We start from the raw sequence: 19,317 nt of genomic DNA, 5'->3' as shown, positions 1-19,317 counted from the left end.
AGGAAGGCATTGGCCGCGTACTTGATCATCTCCGCCGACTCGAGGTCGGTGGTCAGGATCGGGAACTCGCGCAGGTAGAGCGGGCGGTAGATGTCCGCCATGACCTGCGCGGCGCGGTCGGTCTCGACGCCGACGACAACACGGTCGGGCTTCATGAAGTCCTCGATCGCGGCGCCCTCGCGCAGGAACTCGGGGTTCGAGGCGACGTCGAAGTCGAGCCCGGGGTTCGCGGCCGCCACGGTCTCGCGGACCTGGCGGTTGGTCCCGACGGGCACCGTGGACTTGGTGACGACAACGAGGTGATGCCTGGCCGCGCGGGCGATCTCCTCGGCCGCGGCCATGACGTAGCGCAGGTCGGCGTGCCCGTCACCGCGCCGCGTGGGCGTGCCCACGGCGATGAAGACCGCCTGGGCGCCATCGATCGCGCTTTCCAGGTCCAGCGTGAACGACAGCCGCCCTGCCTCGACGTTCTTGTGCAGGAGCACGTCGAGCCCGGGCTCGTAGATCGGCACCTCGCCGCGCTCGAGCATCTCGATCTTGCGCGGATCCTTGTCGACGCAGACCACCTCGTGCCCGAAGTCAGAAAAACACACCCCCGAGACGAGCCCGACATAGCCCGTTCCGATCATCGCAATCTTCATCGTCCTGCCCCTCGCACATTGACGTGATCCGTTGTGCTGCTCTCCACGGCGCGTGTCAACGAAGCGTCGACCGCGCACCCGCCAACATCGCGCTGGCCGGCGCGGAAAGTGCGCAGCAAATATGGTGGAGAGGATTACTGGTGCCGGTGATAGGACTCGAACCTACGACCCCATCATTACGAATAAGCCATGAACATGAGGCATCCCCTAGACATGAGGATGGATGTCACAATGGCTTCAGTAAGAGAACGATCAAACGGAAAATACTGCGTGCAGATCAGGTTAGCGGGCCACAAGCCGATTTCCAAGACCTTCAGCGACTACGAGACTGCGAACGAGTGGGCCCGCATCAAAGAGCAAGAGCTTTCAAGCGCCACTTCAACGCCGGAAGTCCGCCCGCACACGCTTCTGACACTGGGACAGCACTACTGCAACACACAGCTCAAGGGAAAGCCGTCCAGGCATCACATGTTGGGCCGGATCGAACGCATCGCACAGCACTTCCCCCAGTCCTTCCTTCAAATCAAACGTACAGACGTGAATGCGTACAAGGTGAAACGCCTTCAAGAAGCCAGCGGCCCCACGGTTCGAGAAGAGATACAAACCATCAACAAGCTTTTCCGATGGGCCGAGAGGGAAATGATCTTCGGTGAAGCTCCGGTACATTCACCTGCCAGCAACATTGCTTTACCCTCCGCGTCCAAGCCGCGCTCCCGAGTTGTAGAGAGGTCCGAACTCGACACGCTGCTCATGGCGCTCAATCCGCTGATGGCCGAGATAGTCGAGCTCGCATATGAAACCGCAATGCGTAGGGCTGAGATCACCAAGTTGATACCCCGTCACCTTTCGCTCGGCCAGCGCGTTCTCGTTGTTGAGGACGGCAAGACAGGGGATCGCATTGTTCCCCTTACAAGCAGGGCTATAGATCTTCTCAGAAGCGCATGTGAGCGCTGCAGGACTCCCGAGACTCGACTGTACCCGGTTGCACCGCATAGCATCTCAACGGCTATTAGGAGAGCGCGTGAACGTACTGGGCTTCCAGATCATGTTCGTATGCACCAGATGCGGCACACCCGCATCACTGAGGTCGCGCGACGCGGGTTCAACCAAGCTCAAATCATGATGGTCAGCGGCCATCGTGACACTAGGAGTGTCCATAGATACACCCATTTAAGCGTGAAGGACGTAGTCGATCTTCTGGAATAACCGAACAAGACACGCACCATTTATCGGTGCGGATTATCGGCGCGCAGTCAACTATATGCACTGACCCATGATGCCAACTACTATCTCCTGCGTCGTACATCCACGGTACAGCGCACCTTTCCGTTGTGTCGTACCGAGCCCAAGCAGCACCAATCGGCCACACCCTTGCTCGACGCCAAATCATTCATCGCGACCTCGCCTCATAACACGAAGCAACTGATCCCGCTTCAAGCTAGCTTTCTTCTTATTCCTAATTCTCTCAGAATCCTTGCGATCGTCACCGTACAATTTTGCAAACGTGGAACTAATATACTCTTCCAGATTCTGTGAGTCGCGCCTATCCAGTGCGCCAAGTCTGAAAACTTCGCTTGCCTTCGACAACATAGCCTCATGAAAATATTTTTTACCCGAAGCGTGCTCATTAAATTGACCAGGCACCTTGGACCACCCGCGAAGTTTAAGGTCAATATACAGACAATCACGAAAGAAACGTGAAATCTTCGGCTCATCGACATCTGCCAGATCCCTCTGTCTCAGCTGCGCTTCCAGCTTTTCTGAGCCCAAAAAAATGAACATTAAGCGCGCCAATTCTTTCGGCATGCTAATAGCAATCATTTTCGCCACTTGATCATCGCTAAATTTCTTTGGATATATTACAACATGCCGTAATCCGTTGATAACAATACTACGATGCTTCACTAGACTCGGAATATGAAGGAATGATCCATAAAATACATGCGCCCAACTCTTGAGCACGTTGGCGAGATGAAGGCGTTTCTCGTGATCGGGAATTAGCTCACTATTGCGCACAAAACTGGTGTACATGAAAAGCGAAAGCATGAATCGTTCAGAGCTGTCTCTGGGAGCGGGTCTATATACCTCTTGGCGACCTTCTGCGTCGCGTGGGATTTCTGTTTCAAGCAACTCATCGCGCTCTTCTAGAGATAGAGGCCCTTCACTCAACTGCTCAGCCAAACCGGCGGCGTAGGATTCACTATCCTCGAGACTCATTGGCAGGTTTAGATTATCTTCCGACATAATCTTAGCAAAATCTGGCGAAAATTCATCCCGAAGAAGCTGCAAATGGCGTTCCGAAACTAACTCCAGAGCGCCAAGGTCTGACCGCTTGAGACCAGACAGGTATTCAACTTCATTTAAATAACTCAGATACCGTGATTCATCGAATATCCAATCGTAGAGGAAGGTCTGAACTACGGCTTCGGCTTCGCCGACATCCGGCCATCCGGGCTGTGAAATCGGTGCGTGAGCCCGAGGCGCATTTGATTTCGCCGGATTTGGCATTGTTGAGGCCCCGAAACGGGGTCCTCGGACAGAGTCCGGCTCATGGCATCAGCTTTCTTCGTACGAGGAACAGGTTGCCGAGGGCGAACAGCGTGAAGAGTTGCGCGCGGTTCTTCGCGAGGCCACGGTAGCGGGTCTTCAGATACCCGAATTGGCGCTTGAGCACGCGGAATGGATGCTCCACCCGCGCCCGCACCATCGCGATAATCCGATTGATGTGCTCGTCGATGGGGTCCAGCGCAGCGCCCTTCGGCCCGACCTTCGGATAATGAGGCTCGATCAGCGCCAGCAGACGCATCCAAGGCACCACCGCGTCCATCTCCGCGAGAAACTTCTCACGCCGGGTCTGCTTCTTCTTCATCGCGTGGCGGAGACCGGGAAACGCAGGTTGCTTGGGCATCGGTGGGCATCCTTCTTCGTCTCGCCCAGTCTACCTCAACCCGGCCAAGGCGCGAGGTTTTTCAGACTCTCCTAGAAATCATGATCTTCGGACATTCTCTTAGCCACAAAGTACTCAAGAAATGCTCTAAAACGAAACACCACTCGATCATCATTTTCCTTATACGAAAGGACACGAGAGTTCAGCAGCCCATCAATCAACTCTCTCGAATTGAACGCAAGACCAAAATCATGTAAGTATCTTGCAGTAAACTCCGAAAGACTGTCCATTGAAAAGAAATAAGCATTTTCGCGACACATATGCTCAGCGACAACACCCAAAAAGTGAACCTGATTGGTGAAGTCAAACTTTCTTCTTTGAGCTTGCTGCAGGGATCTTTTTTGAAGCAGGGTCTCAATAAATCGCTCAATTAAATTTGGCCTGTTGATGGGCGTATAGGTCGGGTCACTTGTAACGATATCAATCAGCAGAGAACTATTAATTGGAGTTTGAGGCACATTTATCGCACGAAGCTCAGAGATAACTCGCTCAAGAAGCTTTTCCTCACCGATGTTCGGATCGTCCCATTTGCGAACTAGCGTGCGAAGGTTTTTCCTACTAAACGGATCGAGAACAACGGAATGGAAATACTGGGCCATACCAAAGTCAGGTTCCAAAAATCTAGTATCACGGTTCCGAGTAGTCGAAAGAATAAAGCGGTTCAAACTATACCGTGATGCAAAGGAAGGTCTGAACTACGGCTTCGGCTTCGCCGACATCCGGCCATCCGGGCTGTGAAATCGGTGCGTGAGCCCGAGGCGCATTTGATTTCGCCGGATTTGGCATTGTTGAGGCCCCGAAACGGGGTCCTCGGACAGAGTCCGGCTCATGGCATCAGCTTTCTTCGTACGAGGAACAGGTTGCCGAGGGCGAACAGCGTGAAGAGTTGCGCGCGGTTCTTCGCGAGGCCACGGTAGCGGGTCTTCAGATACCCGAATTGGCGCTTGAGCACGCGGAATGGATGCTCCACCCGCGCCCGCACCATCGCGATAATCCGATTGATGTGCTCGTCGATGGGGTCCAGCGCAGCGCCCTTCGGCGCCTTCCGCATGACGCCCCAGAACTTGTCCGGGCCGGAGAAATGGGCCTCGCGCGCAGCGCTGACATAGCCCTTGTCCGCCCACACCGACGTCTCCTCGCCATGGAGGAGCTCATCCCAGACCTGGCTGTCATGCACCTTCGCCGTGGTGGTCTCGAGGCTATGCACGATGCCGCTCTCGGCATCGACGCCAACGTGCGCCTTCATCCCGAAGAACCAGTCATTGCCCTTCTTCGTTGACGACATCTCCGGATCGCGCGCCCCGGCTTCGTTCTTGGTCGAGGACGGCGCGTCGATGATCGTCGCATCGACCAGTGTGCCCGAGCGCAGCGTGATGCCCTGATCGGCCAGATGTTTGTTCACTTCAACGAACAAACGCTCCGTCAGCGCGTGCTTCTCCAGCAGGTGTCTGAAGTTCAGGATCGTCGTCTCATCCGGGACACGATCATCACCGAGTTCGATGCCTGCGAACCGGCGCATGGACTCGCTGTCGTAGAGCATCTCCTCAGCCATGGGATCGCTCAGCGCATACCATTGCTGCAGGAAATACACCCGCAGCATCGTCTCCAGTGGCATCGGCGGCCGACCGCCCTTCGGCCCGACCTTCGGATAATGAGGCTCGATCAGCGCCAGCAGACGCATCCAAGGCACCACCGCGTCCATCTCCGCGAGAAACTTCTCACGCCGGGTCTGCTTCTTCTTCATCGCGTGGCGGAGACCGGGAAACGCAGGTTGCTTGGGCATCGGTGGGCATCCTTCTTCGTCTCGCCCAGTCTACCTCAACCCGGCCAAGGCGCGAGGTTTTTCAGACTCTCCCAAACTGTCGCAACTCACGCATGCGCACCGCATCCGATGGCTCGACGTCATCTACACAGACTGTAAAATATCCGGCCTCCAAGATACTTTGAACGGTACACCCATTCGGAAGATCTGGCAGTGAAGACCGGATCGCTCGCTCTACCCTACGCGATCCAGGCTTAAATGCCTGAAAATCTAAAAAGACCGATACAAAATTTCGACTCGAGGACCCGCTCGCTGTATTGGATATATTCAAGCAAGCACGCTTTAGCAACGTAGTCTTTCCGTATTCAGGGTGAGCTGAAACGATGAAGTTCGAGCTGCTAGAGACAATGTCGGCTAACGTTTTCCGCTTTTCTATAGTTTGCGGAACGTCCAGTTCGGCGGACCCTTTCTCGAACACAATTTCAATAATTGGCGGCTCAACAAAAGTATCGGACACTGGCCTATCAAGTATTCCTTGATCAAATTCCTCGGCTTGTAAAGAGTAGTTTGCGGAAGCGCACCACTCTCTCAGGATCTGAATATCGCCAGGCGACCACATTTTATCAAAGAAACTGCGTGCATCGTCTCCAGAATAGAGATGCCCGGACGTCTCGCTTATGTCGTTGGCCTCAGAAAACTCCTCCCTTTTGGGATAGTACGTACGCCAAATGGAATGTACAAACTTTTCACGTGGCGTCACACGAATAATCGAGTAACCCATATATCTATCATCTCGGGAGGTAAACAAAGCGCCCGTCTGGTTCGAAAACGCTTTCCCGTTGTAAGCTACTTCTATAGTTGGCCTAGGATCATGCACGTGCCCAAACAAATACATGTCCGCAACTTTATCCAACTTTGTCCGAAGCAACTTTTCACAACTTTCAGAAACCCAACTCCACGGATGATGGTGCGCGCAAATTACGAATCTGTTCTCAGGCACCTTAGACAGTGCGTTTGCGATTGAAGCGTCAGGAACTACAAGTTTCCTAAGATCATTTTCTCCATTCAGCCCCCCCAACCCCGCAAACGATGTATTCAGAGATATAACTACGATGCCTTTTTCCTCGTAGTCACGAACCTCAACAATTCGATCTGCGAAGATTATTTCTTCAGATTCAAAAAACTCTGAAAAATCCCAGTAAGGCAATTGAACACAATCAATCACCTCTCGAATTGCTCCATCGGAATATCTCTCATTCGCGGCTGCCGGATCGTCGCAACTCTCCCGAATGCTAGTCAACATCTCCCACCGCTCCTCGACGGCGGAACGCTTTAAATCGTGATTCCCCGGAGAAAATATGATTCGGCTATATCCTCAGTCTGCAACCTCCAGTAAGTCCTCAACGAATTCGTCAAACAAGCGCTCGTAAGCGTCTTCATCATCGGCGCTGTGTACCAGATCCCCGGTGAACAAGATAAAATCCGGGTTTCCATATTCCTCAATCTGCTTCTTCAGATCCTTCAGAAAAGCGGAAAGTACAATTCTTTGATCATTCAAGCGCGAGACCTTAAAATGAAGGTCCGAAATATGAAGTATACGGACCTCGCCCAGCTCTTGTTTTTCTTCGTTCACGTCCACTCACCTCGGAGCCATAACAAATATTAATCTTGGGTGCCCCCATTTTAGTAGAGGCACGGGGCAATATACTAACAGCGCACTTTGCGCGATTTCAAGACCGTTTCGAGGCAGCTCCCCAGAGAGATTTTTAGCAACGCACATACTCGAACAGGTCGGCCAGGATTTTGCCTGTTGAAGAGCGCCGAACAACATTAGTCGAGGCGCTCTAGTCTAGTTGTGCAACTGGATGGTCAATGTAGCCGCTTCCGTCGCTCGTTTAACACGATATTCTTCGGCGGTGTCCGAAGTCCTCATCTTCGAGCTACGCGGGCTACACAGAGCTCGAGTATGATCCTTACAGGACGTACGTACCCTTAACCCTTCCCATAAACGCGTTGACCAAGTACAGTGTGCTAATGGCCGGGCTTTGGGGTAAAGAACTTGTGCTTCTGGATACAAATAACGTGAACTGACGATGTTCTATAAACTTTCAGGTAGCGTAGGCTCGGGCAAGACACAGGCAGTGCTAGAGCATATTCGGGACAACCTTGGGGTTGGCTACCTTTTAGTAGCCCCAACAATTCACCTATGTGGAGAAATCTTTAAACGAGTCCAAAAGGTTCTCGTTGATAGGCCTGAGTATTCGAACAATGGCCCGATCCGTTTAGTGGTGTCAGATGAAATGGACGCCGAGGGTGTCTATCCAAGGGCTATGAAAGCCTGCGAAGACTACAACTCAGGCGTTCCCCCCATCGTCATTGTTACGACCAAGACCTTTGAGTATCTGCTCGACCACCTTCCTGACTATGTGAAGAACCGGTTCGCTGTATACATTGACGAGGGGCTTCCACCAATTCGCATGGTGACCTTCTCGCCGAACGACAAGGCGACCTACCTTCAGCACTTAAACGTTGACCAAGCCCACCTCACCACTCCGGCGGAGGGAGAGCAAGAAATTCTCGCATGGGCGGCATTTAACCCAAAGAAGTTGGCCGGTAAGCAGCTGGATCATCTGAACTCCCCCAGCTTTAGGGAGATCAGCGAACTTGTTCTTAGCCTACATTATGACGCGTTCCTGTGGGAGACTGAAAAATCAATCGAGGTCATCGCGGTTTTCTCTCCCCGCCAGATGCAAGCTTTTCGTTCAGTGACATTGATAGTCGCAATTTTTGAACGGACCTTGATGCCTCTCTTATGGGAGCAACGCTATGGCTTGAAGTTCCAAGACTCCCCCATAGCTGCCGATCTCTTCGATTCCCATGCTGCAAAAGGCCCATTGATTTCAGTGTGGCACGCCCTTCACGAAGCCGACTTGCCAAGTAGGAACAACTTTCGCCGAAACTTTGAAACTGGTGAGCAGGGGGAGGACGATCCGCGAAAACAGGTGATCTTTGAGGCTGCCCGCCAACTCAACGAGCAGTTTCCGGATGGTGCGTACTGTTGGGCTGCAAACTCGGACTTCAAGAACCCAGACAACGTACTCGAGGGGGCGAAGATGCCTCCACACAACGCAGGACTTAACCACTACCAGAACTTCGACACGGTGTTCTCACTCTTGTGCATCAATCCACAACCTTGGGTGAAGAAGCGGATGCTTGAGCTTTTTGACCTAGAAGAAGCGCAGCTCTACGAGCTTTGGCGATTTTCCCATACGTACCAAACAATTGGGCGTTGTTCACTAAGGCTGCGTGACAGGGAGAACCCGATCAATTTGGTGGTGCCTTCCAGCTTCTGCGCCGCTCAGGTTGTGGACCTTTTCCCTGGCGCAACGAACAAGGGCCAGATCACGAAGCTACCGAGATTGAGTAAACCAACCCAACAAGAGAAGGTCTTGAACGGTCACGGCATCCACTACACGAAGCAAGACAACAGCGCGTACTCGAAATATCGCAAGCTCCTGAATGACAAAGGAGAGGTTCCGCTAAAGAAGCACGAGTGGTACGTGGAGATCAGATCTCCAAACCTCAAGGCCAAGGGGTAACATACGCTTTACTATATAGGTCTAATGTTACCCCTAGTGCTTCCACGTCGACCAATACACTAAGGGCATTGCGACTACAACTGACACTAACCAAACTTCGGTTACTCAGCATTTCTTAAGGTATTGAAATATAATGAATTTTCTTCGTCCCCTGTTTTCTTCGTTACTGCCGAAGGCGTTGGCTGGCGAGCATCTGTTACCCTGCGCACTGGGTTGTCATTGCAAGCGCCCTTAACCGCTCTCAGGATGTCAGGCTGGCCCATCTCTGAGATTTTTCACGAGAAAATTTTGGGTTCCGATGATTCATAGACGCCTTGATGGCATCCCCCCCTGCCCCCTTACTTAACGGATCGTGGAGCAATCCCACGGCACCATCAATGAGCATGAAGCGCATTACCCAACGAAGTCAGGTGGTTACTAGCTTTGTCACAGAAACTCTCACTGTGACTGCTCCCCACCCTTCGTTTCACAATGCCGACTGTCAGAATTTTACTGAGAAAATCTCGTGGCTGGTCAGCCTACCCACGGTGCCGGTGTAGCTCAGCTGGTAGAGCACGTCCTCGCTGCGAAGCGAGCCGGTCGAGTGCAACGAGACCATTCATGATGATGGGTCTCGCATAGTCATATACTTGGAATCGGCCAAGGATGTCACAAGGCGGGCTGAGAATCTTGCAGGGGCGGACTGTGACAACTGTGACGAAGGCTGTGACAAACCCTAGTTGATGGGGTACCCTAGCTACGCACGCAACTCGGGAAGTGCCTCATCTTCTTAGGTTTAACTGGTGCCGGTGATAGGACTCGAACCTACGACCCCATCATTACGAATGACGTGCTCTACCAGCTGAGCTACACCGGCACCGTGGGCGGGCTATTAGCACCGCCCTCGGCGCAGGAAAAGACCTATTTTGCCTTCTCTTTCTCGCGCTCCTCGGAGGGCTCCGCCTCTTCCGCCGCAGGCGGTTCGGTGGCCTCGGCCGCAGCGCGGCCGGCCTCGGTCGGAGGCTCGGGCGCCAGGATCTCCGGCGCGGCCTCCTCGGTCGCGGGGGGCTCTTCGGCCGACTTGTCCTCGAGGCTTCCCACGATCAGCGGCAGCATCTCGGCGCCGGTGGCGCCCGGCGAGTCGGGATGCGGCGGACGCTTCCACGCCAGGGTGTCGAAGGCCTCGCAGTTCTCGCAGACCGGCACCCACTCGGCGTGGATGTGGTTGCAGTTCTCGCAGACCCACTGCGGCCCGCGCGGCGCGGTCAGCGCCTTGGCCAGCCAGCCCCGCACGACCTCGTCCTTGGCGCCTTCGCCGCGCTCGATGGCGGCCATGACCGTCAGCACCCGCGCGTCGGGCTCTTTCTCGACCAGGTCACCCAGCGCACGGCGCGCCTCGGGGAAATCCTCGGCCGCGAGCGCCAGCTCGGCCTTGAGCAGGCGCGTTTCGCGGTGTTCGGGCCGGACCGAGGTGAGCGTGCGGAAGCGCTTGATGCGTTCGGCGGGCGTCTCCTCGGGTGCGATCTCGGCGAAGGCCGCCGCGAGATCGGGGTGCGGCTCGACCGACCAGCCCTTCTTGAGCACGCGCACCGCCAGCTTGGGCTTGCCGTCGGCGATGTGCGACCGCGCGGCCATGCAGGCGGCCGGGATCAGGTCGGGCGAGGACTTGGCCGAGGCGATGGCCGCCTCGCGCGCCTCGATGGGCTTGTCCTCGTCGAGGATGTCCTTGGCCTCGGAGAGTGCCAGCACCGCGTCGCGGCGGCGGTAGACGTCGCGCGGCAGTGCCCCGTGCTTGAGCTTGGCGGTCAGCGTGCGGCGCGCGCCCTGCCAGTCGTGCTTCTGCGCCTGCAACCTGAGCAGGACGTCCTGCACTTCCTCGTGCTTCGGTTTGAGGGTAAAGGCCCGCTCGGCCAGCTTCAGCGCGGTCTCGGAATCGCCGCGGGCGAGCTTCTGCTTCATCATGCCGCGGATACCGACAAAGCGGGTCTCCTCGTTCGCGATGAGCTTCTTGTAGACCTCCTCGGCCTTGCGGGTGTCGCCAGACATCTCGGCGGCCTGCGCCGTCAGCAGGTTCGTCACCTCGGGCTTGTGCAGGTAGCGTTCCGCCTTCTGCGCCTTGGCCATCGCCAGCCGCCCCTCGCCCGAGGCGAGCGCCAGAAGCCCTTCGGAGAGCGCCTGGTAGCCCTTTTTCTCGCGGTTGCGGTCGAAGTAGCGCGAGAGCGCGGTGTCATCGCCGTTGATGAAGCGGATCAGCGCCACCAGCAGCGACACCAGCTTGAACAGCACGTAGAGCGCGATCACCAGCACGATGACGGCGATCACCGATTGGAGCGGGCCGAGGTTGAACTCGTAACCGCCGGCGGTGATCTGGAGGCCGCCCTGGCTTTCCATCACGTAACCGGCGCCGAGGGTCAGGGCCGCGACCGCGGCGACGAAGATGACGATCTTCAGAAGTGACCAGAGCATGTTGCGACCCTTATTCCTCGTTCAGATTCTGTGCCACGCCCTGCGCGGCTGCAATGGCCTCGGCCCGCGTGGTCGCGCGCGCCATCCAGTCGGACAGCACCTCGGCCGAGGGCTCGGGCAGCGCCTCGAGTTCCTCGAGCGTGGCCGGCAGGTCCCCGGCGCGCAGCGATTCCTCGGCACGCGACAGGATGGCATCTGCGCTGTCGCCCTCGCGCGGGGTGACCGAGCGGGCGCCAAGCTGGTTGGCCAGGAAGGTGGCGAACCGGCCCGCGCCGTCTTCGTCGCTCGATTCGGCGCGGCGTGCGGCGGCGAGCGCCTCGCGCGCCAGCGGCGGGAACTCTTCGGTCAGGACCGCGAGGGTCGGGACGCCGTCGGCGGCCGGGGCACTGAGCGCTTCCGGGATCGACACGCCCGTCGTCTCGAGCGCGCCGAGCTGCGTGGCATAGGGCTCGCCCTCGCGCAGCGCGGCGTTGACCTCGGCCAGCGCCTCGCGCGACTGCGCGAGGCTGGCCTGCTCCTCGGCGTTGGCCTCGGCGGCGAGCGCTTCCTCGGTCATCGCCTCGACCTCGCGGCGCTGCTCGGCCATGGCCTCGCGGAAGCCCTCGAGCTCACGTTCGTAGGCGGCGATCGCCTCGGGCGAGACGGTCTCCTCGACCGGGGCCTTTTCCAGCGCGGTCAGGCGGCTGTCGAACTCGTCGAGCCGGGCAGACAGCGCGCCGAACTCGCCGGTGGCGGCATCCAGCTGTTCGGAGAGGTTCGCGACGGCCTCGTCGATCCGGGTGTCGGCATTCTCGAGGGGCGTCAGGTCGATCCCGTCGACCCGCGACGTGGTCTCGTCCAGCCGGCCGGTGAGCGTTTCGATCTGCGCGGTCTGCTCGTCGAGCGCCGCGCGCGTGTCATCCTCGAAGGTGTCGGGCACCGCTGCAGAGTCGAAGGGCCAGGTCTGGTTCACCCAGGCCGAGGCGCCGTAGCCCAGCGCCGCGGCGATCACGCCGCCCAGCAGCACCGGAAAGAAGCCGCCCTTGCGCTCGACCACGGTCTCGCGGACGATCTGTGGCCCGGCGCCGGTCGCAGTGGCAGAGGCGCCCCGGTCCAGCCGATCAGGCTCTTCGCCGACGGCCAGCGGGCTGTCCTCGCCCGAGTCGTCCTGCTTGAGCTCTTCGGCCTCGCCGACCGAGAAGATCGCGCTGTCCTCGTCCGTGCCGGCGGTGTCGTCGGCGCTGGCCGCACCGGCCCATTCCGCGCGCGGCTTGCCTGCCGGGTTGTGCACCGGGGCGACCAGGTCGGGACCGGTGCCCGTCATCGGCTCGGTCGCCGGGCTGTGCACCGGCGCCTTCAGCGTCCGGCCATCGGCACCGTCCGTCGCGTCGTCCTGGGGTCCGTCCACGGGGTTCTTTTCGTCGGCCACGCGCTCCACCCTTTCCATCCATCGTCTTGGCACGCCTTCGCGTGCCGCCCTAACCTTTCACAGACCCGCGCGGGTCCACAAGCTTTTGCGCCATCTTTAGCGCCTCGGCCACGGCCTCTGCCATCGCCTGCCCGTCCGGGCGCCGGGCCGTGACGAGTCGTTCCGAATATAGCCCGCCCAGCGCCGCCGACACCTCGTCACTCATCGCTGCGACGATAAGAGGCGCAGCGCCCGGCGACAGGTCACCGAACAGGGCCGCGCTGCGCGGCGAGAAGAGCGGCGCCACCACCGGCACGTCTGCCGCCAGCGCCGCGCGTGCCGCGTCGGTCAACGGCAGCGCCGGCTGATCGTAGATCGCCGCGCCCTCGGCCGCCAGCCCGTCGGCGCGCAGGCGATCGGCCACGCGGCCGCGGGCATGGGTGCCGTGCAGATGCACGAGCGGCACCCCCGGCGCATCGCGCAGGATCAACGCCACCAGGTCGTCCGCGTTCCCGCCCGCGCTGCGCGGCTCGAATCCGGCGTCCCGTGCGACGCGCGCCGTGGCCGCGCCCACGGTATAGCAGGGACCCGCGCCCTTGCCCCCTAACGCGGTGAAGGCCCGCACGCCGTTCGCGGAGGTGAAGACCGGCTGCCGCCCGGCCATGTCGGGCAGCGGCCCGGTCGGGGCAATGCCGATCAGCGGGCTGATCACGGGGGCAAAGTCCGGCGCACGCGCCCCGCGCAGGGCGTCGATGAAGCGCCGCGAGTCGCGCTCGGGGCGGGTCATCAGAAGCACGGGCAGCGGCGGGGCCATGAACGCTCCGATATTGTGGGAAACCCGCGACGGTGGTAGCTGCTGCTCCGTCATTGTGCAACGGACGGCGCCATGCGCGATCTCACCATCCTCGGACTTGAAAGCAGCTGCGACGACACGGCCGCCGCCGTGCTGCGCGGCCGCGAGATCCTGTCCTCGGTCGTCATGGGACAGGCCGAGCTGCACGCGGCCTTTGGCGGCGTCGTCCCCGAGATCGCCGCCCGCGCCCACGCCGAGAAGCTCGATCTCGCCGTCGAACAGGCGCTGGAGCAGGCCGGCATCCCTCTTGAGGAAATCGACGCCGTGGCGGTCACCGCAGGGCCGGGACTGATCGGCGGTGTGCTTTCGGGGGTCATGACGGCCAAGGGCATCGCCGCCGGGCTGGGCAAGCCGCTGGTGGGGGTGAACCACCTCGCGGGGCACGCGCTGACGCCTCGGCTGACCGACGGGCTGTCCTATCCCTACCTCATGCTGCTGGTCTCGGGCGGGCATTGCCAGTTCCTCGTGGTGCGCGGGCCGCAGGACTTCTCGCGCCTCGGCGGCACCATCGACGACGCGCCCGGTGAGGCCTTCGACAAGACCGCGCGCCTGCTGGGCCTGCCGCAGCCGGGCGGCCCCTCGGTCGAGGCCGAGGCAAAGGCGGGCGATGCGGCGCGCTTTGCCTTTCCGCGCCCGCTGCTGGACCGGCCGGGCTGCGACATGTCCTTTTCCGGGCTCAAGACCGCGCTGCTGCGGATGCGCGACCGGCTGGCCGAAACGCAGGGCGGACTGCGCGCGCAGGACCGCGCCGACCTCTGCGCCGGGTTCCAGGCGGCGGTGCGCGACGTGCTGGCGGAAAAGACCCGCCGTGCGCTGAAGACCTATCTTGCCGAGGCACCCGCCGAGCCCGCCTTCGCCATCGCGGGAGGCGTCGCCGCCAACGGCGAGATCCGCGGGGCGCTGCAGGCGCTCTGCGCCGAGGCCGGCGTGCGCTTTACCGCGCCGCCGCTGCGGCTCTGTACCGACAACGCCGCGATGATCGCCTATGCCGGGGGCGAGCTTCTCGCGGCGGGCGAGGCCTCGGACATGAGCCTTGCCGCACGGCCGCGCTGGCCGCTGGACAAGGGCGCCGCGCCGATGCTGGGCTCGGGTCGCAAGGGAGCCAAGGCATGAGCGTCTCGGTCCTCGGGGCCGGGGCCTTCGGCACGGCCATGGCGGTGGTCCTGGCCCGGGACGGGCACGAGGTCACGCTCTGGGGTCGCGACACCGGAACGATGGCGCAGATCGCCGAGACACGAGAGGCGCCGCGGCTGCCCGGGGTGACGCTGCCCGGAGGCATCGCCGTGACCGACGACCTCGACGCGGCGGCACAGGCCCCCTTGATCCTGCTGGCGGTGCCGATGCAGACCCTCTCCGGCCTGCTGCGCCGGATCGAGGCGCCGCTCCACGGCACGGCTCTGGTCGCCTGCAGCAAGGGCATCGACCTCGAGACCGCGACCGGCCCTTCGCGGATCATCGCGACGGTGAAGCCGGGCGCGACCGCCGCGGTGCTCACCGGCCCCAGCTTTGCCGCCGACATCGCCCGCGGCCTGCCGACCGCGCTGACGCTGGCCTGCGCCGATGAGGCGGCCGGCCTGGCGCTGCAGCACGAACTGTCGGCCGCGACCCTGCGGCTCTACCGCACCACCGACGTGACCGGGGCCGAGACGGGCGGCGCGCTCAAGAACGTCATGGCCATCGCCTGCGGCGCCTGCATCGGCGCGGGCCTGGGCGACAGCGCCCGCGCGGCGCTGATGACGCGCGGCTTCGCCGAGATGACGCGCCTGGCCACCGCCTACGGCGCACAACCCGAAACGACTGACCGGGCTCTCGGGGCTGGGCGACCTCGCACTGACCTGCACCTCCGAACTGTCGCGGAACTACCGCTACGGCCATGCGCTGGGGCGCGGCGACGACATGGAGTCGGGCGTCACCGTCGAGGGCGCGGCCACCGCGCGGGCGGTCACCGCCATCGCCGCGCAACGCGGGTTGCCGATGCCGATCTCGGAGGTCGTCGCCGGGCTGGTGGAGGGCCGCCTGACGGTGCAGGATGCGCTCAACGACCTGTTTTCGAGACCGCTCAAGGAGGAATGACCATGCTCGTCGCGCTTTTCGCCAAAGACAAATCCAATGCCCTGCAGATCCGCAAGGACAACCGCGAGGCGCACCTTGCCTACATCGAGTCGACCGGCGTGGTGTCGCAGGCCGGCCCGCTGCTGGACGAGACGGGCGAAATGGCGGGCAGCCTCGTTATCCTCGACGTGGCCGACATGGCCGCCGCGCAGGACTGGGCCGACAACGATCCCTACGCCAAGTCCGGGCTCTTCGACAGCGTAGAGCTGGTGGCGTGGAAGAAGGTGATCGGATGAGATACTGGCTGTTCAAGTCCGAGCCTTCGACCTGGTCCTGGGACGACCAGGTGGCCAAGGGCGACGCGGGCGAGGAATGGGACGGCGTGCGCAACTACCAGGCGCGTAACTTCATGCGCGAGATGGCGGTGGGCGACCGCGGCTTCTTCTACCATTCGCAGAAGGAGAAGTCCGTCGTCGGCACCGTCGAGGTGATCGCCGAGGCGCATCCCGACAGCACGACCGACGATGACCGCTGGGAGTGCGTGGACATCAAGGCGCTGGAAACAGCGGCCACGCCGGTCACGCTCGACGACATCAAGGCCGAGCCGGGGCTGGGCGACATGGTGCTGGTGAAGAACTCTCGCCTTTCGGTGCAGCCGGTGACCGAGGAGGAATGGCGCATCGTCTGCGGCATGGCGGGCCTCACGGCCTGAAGCCGGGCAGCCGATCCGGCGGAAGCGCGAAGAACGAAGGGGCCCGGCCGAAGCCGGACCCCGTTGCCACCCCCATGTGCTCCCACGCACACTGCGGCAAAACCGGATCCGGCCATTCTGGCCGTTTTCCATACCTTATCCGCCCGGGGCGTATCGGGCAAACTCCGAATACCTAAAATGCGCGCCACCTGCGCGCGGCAGGCTCAGGCGTAGACCGCTTCCTTGCCGAAATGCTTGACGAGCATGTAGTAGACGACGGCCCGGTACTTGTCGCGCTCGGACCGGCCGTAGGTCTCGATGACCGACTCGATCGCCTGCATCAGCTCGGGACCGTCGGACAGGCCCAGCTTCTTGATCAGGAAATTGGTCTTCACCGTCTCCAGCTCACCGGGCTGCGAGGCCGCGACGGTCGATGCATCGGCATCGTAGATCGCCGGCCCGCAGCCGATGGTCACCTTCGTGAGCAGCGCCATGTCCGGCTCCATCCCGCACTTGCTGCGCAGATCCTCGGCGTATTTCTCGATCAGGTCGTCCCGCTTGCCCATGACTCGCTCCCTTTCTTGCAGACCGACGGCCCGCTCCCCCCGCCCATTCCGGGCACATGGGCCAGTCTAACCGCCAAATCGGCGATCAGAAGGGAAAAATTGCCCGCAGTTTCCACTGCATGACGCCAGTGCGCGTCAGAGTTGAAAGATTTTCCGTGACAGCGAGGTCACGAAGCGCAGAGCATAGGTGAATTCGCGGCGCAGCTTATCCCGCGGCGGAAAGCAATTCATAACGGGGGTTCCAGAAGATGAGTTCCGAAGTCTTTGTCGTGGCCTACGAGGGTGCCCAGGACGATCCTGGCGTTCTTGGCTACGCCATGCAGCGCGCCGCCGTCGAGGGCGCCACGCTGCTACTCGTCCACGTTCTCGAGTGGTCGCCCTATTCCTTCCTGACACCGGAAGAGCTCGAAGAGCGCCACGGCCGGCGTGCCAAGGAGATCGAGCGCGCACGCTCGGACGTGACCGGCCCGGCGCTGGACAAGGTAAAGGCCGCCGGGATCGAGGCGGAATGCGTCATCCGCTACGGCAACGTGGTCGAGCTTGTCGTCGAAGAGGCCGGCAAGGCCGGCGCCGGAATGATCTTCGTCGGCCGCTCGGGTTCGCAGTCCGTCGCGGCACGGGTCTTCGGATCGGTCCCGATGGGGCTGGCGCAGATCTCGCCCGTTCCCCTCGTCATCGTGCCCTGAGCCAAGGAGCCTGTTTCCATGTCATATCGCAAAGCCTACCTCGCGGCGCCACTTGCCGCGCTCCTGCCGGTGCAGGCCGCCGCACAGGGCATCGACGAGACCATCAACACCATCTTCGCCGACTACACCGGCTGGTATGTCTCGCTGATCTTCGCCGACCTTCCCGGCACCAACTTCTCGTGGATCGCGCTTTGGCTCGTGGTCGCCGCGCTGGTCTTCACCTTCTACTTCGGGGCCATCCAGCTGCGCGGCTTCACGCATTCCATCGCACTGGTGAAGGGTGACTACTCCGACCCCGACGACGCGGGCGAGGTCAGCCACTTCCAGGCGCTGGCAACCGCGCTATCCGGCACGGTCGGCCTCGGCAACATCGCGGGCGTCGCGGTGGCCGTGGGCATCGGCGGACCGGGCGCGACCTTCTGGATGATCGTCGCCGGCCTCTTCGGGATGGCGACCAAGTTCACCGAGTGCACGCTCGGCGTCAAATACCGCAACGAGTATCCCGACGGCCGCGTCTCGGGCGGCCCGATGTACTACATGACCAAGGGTTTCAGCGAACGCGGCCTGCCCGGCGGCAAGATCTTCGCGATCCTGTTTTGCATCTTCACCATCCTCGGCGCCCTCGGCGGCGGCAACATGTTCCAGGCCAACCAGGCGCATGCGCAGCTGTCCGGCGTGCTGGGCGAATACCCGGGCTGGATCACCGGCCTGCTTCTCGCCGGGGTGACCTTCATCGTGATCGTGGGCGGCATCAAGTCCATCGCCCAGGTGACCGAAAAGGTCGTGCCCTTCATGGGCATCTTCTACGTGATCGTCTCGGTCATCATCCTGCTGATGAACTTCGACATGATCGGCTGGGCCTTCGGCCAGATCTTCATGGGCGCCTTTACCGGGCTGGGCGTGCTCGGCGGCTTCACAGGGGCGCTGATCCAGGGCTTCCGGCGCGCGGCCTTCTCGAACGAGGCGGGCATCGGCTCGGCCGCCATCGCGCACAGCGCGGTGCGCACCAAGGAGCCGGTGACCGAGGGCTACGTCGCCCTGCTCGAACCCTTCATCGACACCGTCGTGATCTGCACCATGACCGCGCTGGTCATCGTCATCACCGGGGTGCTGAACATCGACCCCGAGACCGGCCTCTACGTCTGGAACTCCGAGGCGGGCCGCATCTCGACCGAGGGCGAGGTCGCGGGCGTGGAACTGACCTCCGCCGCCTATGCGCGGGCCTTCTCGTGGTTCCCGGCGATGCTGGCCATCGCGGTGGTGCTCTTCGCCTTCTCGACGATGATCTCGTGGAGCTACTACGGCCTGAAGGCCTGGACCTATCTTCTGGGCGAGGGTGCGGCCAAGGAGACCACGTTCAAGGTGATCTTCTGCCTCTTCATCATCATCGGCGCCTCGGCCAACCTTGGCCCGGTCATCGACTTCTCGGACGCGATGCTGTTCTCGATGGCGGTGGTCAACGTGATCGCGCTCTACTTCCTCATGCCGATCGTGAAGCGCGAACTCGAGAGCTACGTCTCGCGGCTGAGGTCGGGTGAGATCAAGCGCTTCAAGAGCTGACGAGCGTTCTGCACCGACACCGAAGGGGCGCGGCCAAATGGTCGCGCCCCTTTTGCGTCGGACCATGCGGCTTGCGCCCGGCTCCGTTGAGCCCCGTCAATGAGCCCGGAGCGCCGCTGCGCTACCCT

General features: G+C 60.9%; 15 protein-coding genes, 1 tRNA gene and 3 pseudogenes. 8 read left to right on the top strand and 11 right to left on the bottom strand.

What is annotated here, in order from left to right:
- A partial coding sequence (locus SALMUC_RS11210) for a nucleotide sugar dehydrogenase (RefSeq protein ID WP_037371808.1) occupies positions 1 to 641 on the bottom strand: 641 nt, incomplete at its 3' end.
- A gap of 189 nt (positions 642 to 830) precedes the next feature.
- On the opposite strand from SALMUC_RS11210, the gene SALMUC_RS28895 reads away from it, so the two are divergent.
- Positions 831 to 1,847 (top strand): tyrosine-type recombinase/integrase, encoded by a 1,017-nt coding sequence (locus SALMUC_RS28895; protein WP_198014566.1) that lies wholly within the window; start codon positions 831 to 833, stop codon positions 1,845 to 1,847.
- 180 nt (positions 1,848 to 2,027) lie between these two features.
- Here the strand turns inward: SALMUC_RS28895 and SALMUC_RS29745 are convergent, their stop codons facing one another.
- From SALMUC_RS29745 to SALMUC_RS29735, 5 genes and pseudogenes are all read right to left on the bottom strand, one after another.
- A complete protein-coding gene (locus tag SALMUC_RS29745) occupies positions 2,028 to 3,149 on the bottom strand; it encodes a hypothetical protein (RefSeq protein WP_021120246.1) in 1,122 nt (373 codons plus the stop codon).
- Positions 3,150 to 3,189: 40 nt separating this feature from the next.
- Positions 3,190 to 3,402, bottom strand: a pseudogene (locus SALMUC_RS31050) (transposase); the annotation flags it as partial.
- A gap of 218 nt (positions 3,403 to 3,620) precedes the next feature.
- Positions 3,621 to 4,187 carry an STAND family AAA ATPase gene (locus tag SALMUC_RS29740; RefSeq protein WP_156883474.1) on the bottom strand — a complete coding sequence of 189 codons (567 nt, stop codon included), beginning with the start codon at positions 4,185 to 4,187 and terminating at the stop codon, positions 3,621 to 3,623.
- Positions 4,188 to 4,414: 227 nt separating this feature from the next.
- Entirely contained in the window at positions 4,415 to 5,371 is a 957-nt protein-coding gene (locus SALMUC_RS11195; RefSeq protein WP_021119830.1) for an IS5 family transposase, read from the bottom strand.
- A gap of 61 nt (positions 5,372 to 5,432) precedes the next feature.
- A pseudogene (locus tag SALMUC_RS29735) lies at positions 5,433 to 6,983 on the bottom strand (metallophosphoesterase family protein).
- A 460-nt stretch (positions 6,984 to 7,443) separates the two neighbouring features.
- On the opposite strand from SALMUC_RS29735, the gene SALMUC_RS11185 reads away from it, so the two are divergent.
- The gene (locus SALMUC_RS11185) at positions 7,444 to 8,949 is read left to right on the top strand and encodes a DEAD/DEAH box helicase family protein (protein WP_021120245.1); all 1,506 of its coding nucleotides are present in this window, start codon (positions 7,444 to 7,446) and stop codon (positions 8,947 to 8,949) included.
- Positions 8,950 to 9,729: 780 nt separating this feature from the next.
- Here the strand turns inward: SALMUC_RS11185 and SALMUC_RS11180 are convergent.
- The 4 genes from SALMUC_RS11180 to SALMUC_RS11165 form a co-directional block, all read right to left on the bottom strand.
- Positions 9,730 to 9,805, bottom strand: a tRNA-Thr gene (locus SALMUC_RS11180).
- A gap of 44 nt (positions 9,806 to 9,849) precedes the next feature.
- Positions 9,850 to 11,394 (bottom strand): heme biosynthesis protein HemY, encoded by a 1,545-nt coding sequence (locus tag SALMUC_RS11175; RefSeq protein WP_020039538.1) that lies wholly within the window; start codon positions 11,392 to 11,394, stop codon positions 9,850 to 9,852.
- 10 nt (positions 11,395 to 11,404) lie between these two features.
- Positions 11,405 to 12,802: a COG4223 family protein gene (locus SALMUC_RS11170; RefSeq protein WP_156883489.1), complete on the bottom strand. Its 1,398-nt coding sequence runs from the start codon at positions 12,800 to 12,802 to the stop codon at positions 11,405 to 11,407.
- A gap of 49 nt (positions 12,803 to 12,851) precedes the next feature.
- Complete coding sequence (locus SALMUC_RS11165) at positions 12,852 to 13,595, bottom strand: uroporphyrinogen-III synthase (protein WP_020039536.1); 744 nt, start codon at positions 13,593 to 13,595, stop codon at positions 12,852 to 12,854.
- A gap of 72 nt (positions 13,596 to 13,667) precedes the next feature.
- Between SALMUC_RS11165 and tsaD the strand changes: the two genes are divergently transcribed.
- The 4 genes and pseudogenes from tsaD to SALMUC_RS11145 all read left to right on the top strand — a co-directional run bounded on the left by tsaD (position 13,668) and on the right by SALMUC_RS11145 (position 16,398).
- Positions 13,668 to 14,747 carry a tRNA (adenosine(37)-N6)-threonylcarbamoyltransferase complex transferase subunit TsaD gene (gene tsaD / locus SALMUC_RS11160; protein ID WP_020039535.1) on the top strand — a complete coding sequence of 360 codons (1,080 nt, stop codon included), beginning with the start codon at positions 13,668 to 13,670 and terminating at the stop codon, positions 14,745 to 14,747.
- Positions 14,744 to 15,707: pseudogene (locus SALMUC_RS11155) on the top strand (NAD(P)H-dependent glycerol-3-phosphate dehydrogenase). The gene tsaD and the pseudogene SALMUC_RS11155 overlap by 4 nt, the downstream one beginning before the upstream one ends.
- Entirely contained in the window at positions 15,704 to 15,982 is a 279-nt protein-coding gene (locus SALMUC_RS11150) for a YciI family protein (protein ID WP_020039533.1), read from the top strand. Before SALMUC_RS11155 ends, SALMUC_RS11150 begins: the two are co-directional and overlap by 4 nt.
- Positions 15,979 to 16,398, top strand: a complete 420-nt coding sequence (locus tag SALMUC_RS11145) for an EVE domain-containing protein (protein WP_020039532.1) — start codon at positions 15,979 to 15,981, stop codon at positions 16,396 to 16,398. Before SALMUC_RS11150 ends, SALMUC_RS11145 begins: the two co-directional genes overlap by 4 nt.
- Before the next feature lie 203 nt (positions 16,399 to 16,601).
- On the opposite strand, the gene SALMUC_RS11140 is transcribed toward SALMUC_RS11145, so the two are convergent.
- Entirely contained in the window at positions 16,602 to 16,943 is a 342-nt protein-coding gene (locus SALMUC_RS11140) for a DUF2853 family protein (protein ID WP_020039531.1), read from the bottom strand.
- A 248-nt stretch (positions 16,944 to 17,191) separates the two neighbouring features.
- On the opposite strand from SALMUC_RS11140, the gene SALMUC_RS11135 reads away from it, so the two are divergent.
- Entirely contained in the window at positions 17,192 to 17,629 is a 438-nt protein-coding gene (locus SALMUC_RS11135) for a universal stress protein (protein WP_020039530.1), read from the top strand.
- Between the two features lie 18 nt (positions 17,630 to 17,647).
- Positions 17,648 to 19,189 (top strand): alanine/glycine:cation symporter family protein, encoded by a 1,542-nt coding sequence (locus SALMUC_RS11130; protein WP_020039529.1) that lies wholly within the window; start codon positions 17,648 to 17,650, stop codon positions 19,187 to 19,189.
- Positions 19,190 to 19,317 lie beyond the last annotated feature (128 nt).

It is taken from the genome of Salipiger mucosus DSM 16094 (assembly GCF_000442255.1).
Classification (GTDB): domain Bacteria; phylum Pseudomonadota; class Alphaproteobacteria; order Rhodobacterales; family Rhodobacteraceae; genus Salipiger; species Salipiger mucosus.
Note: the sequence above shows the minus strand (reverse complement) of the source record. Positions and strands in the feature narration are given on the sequence as shown.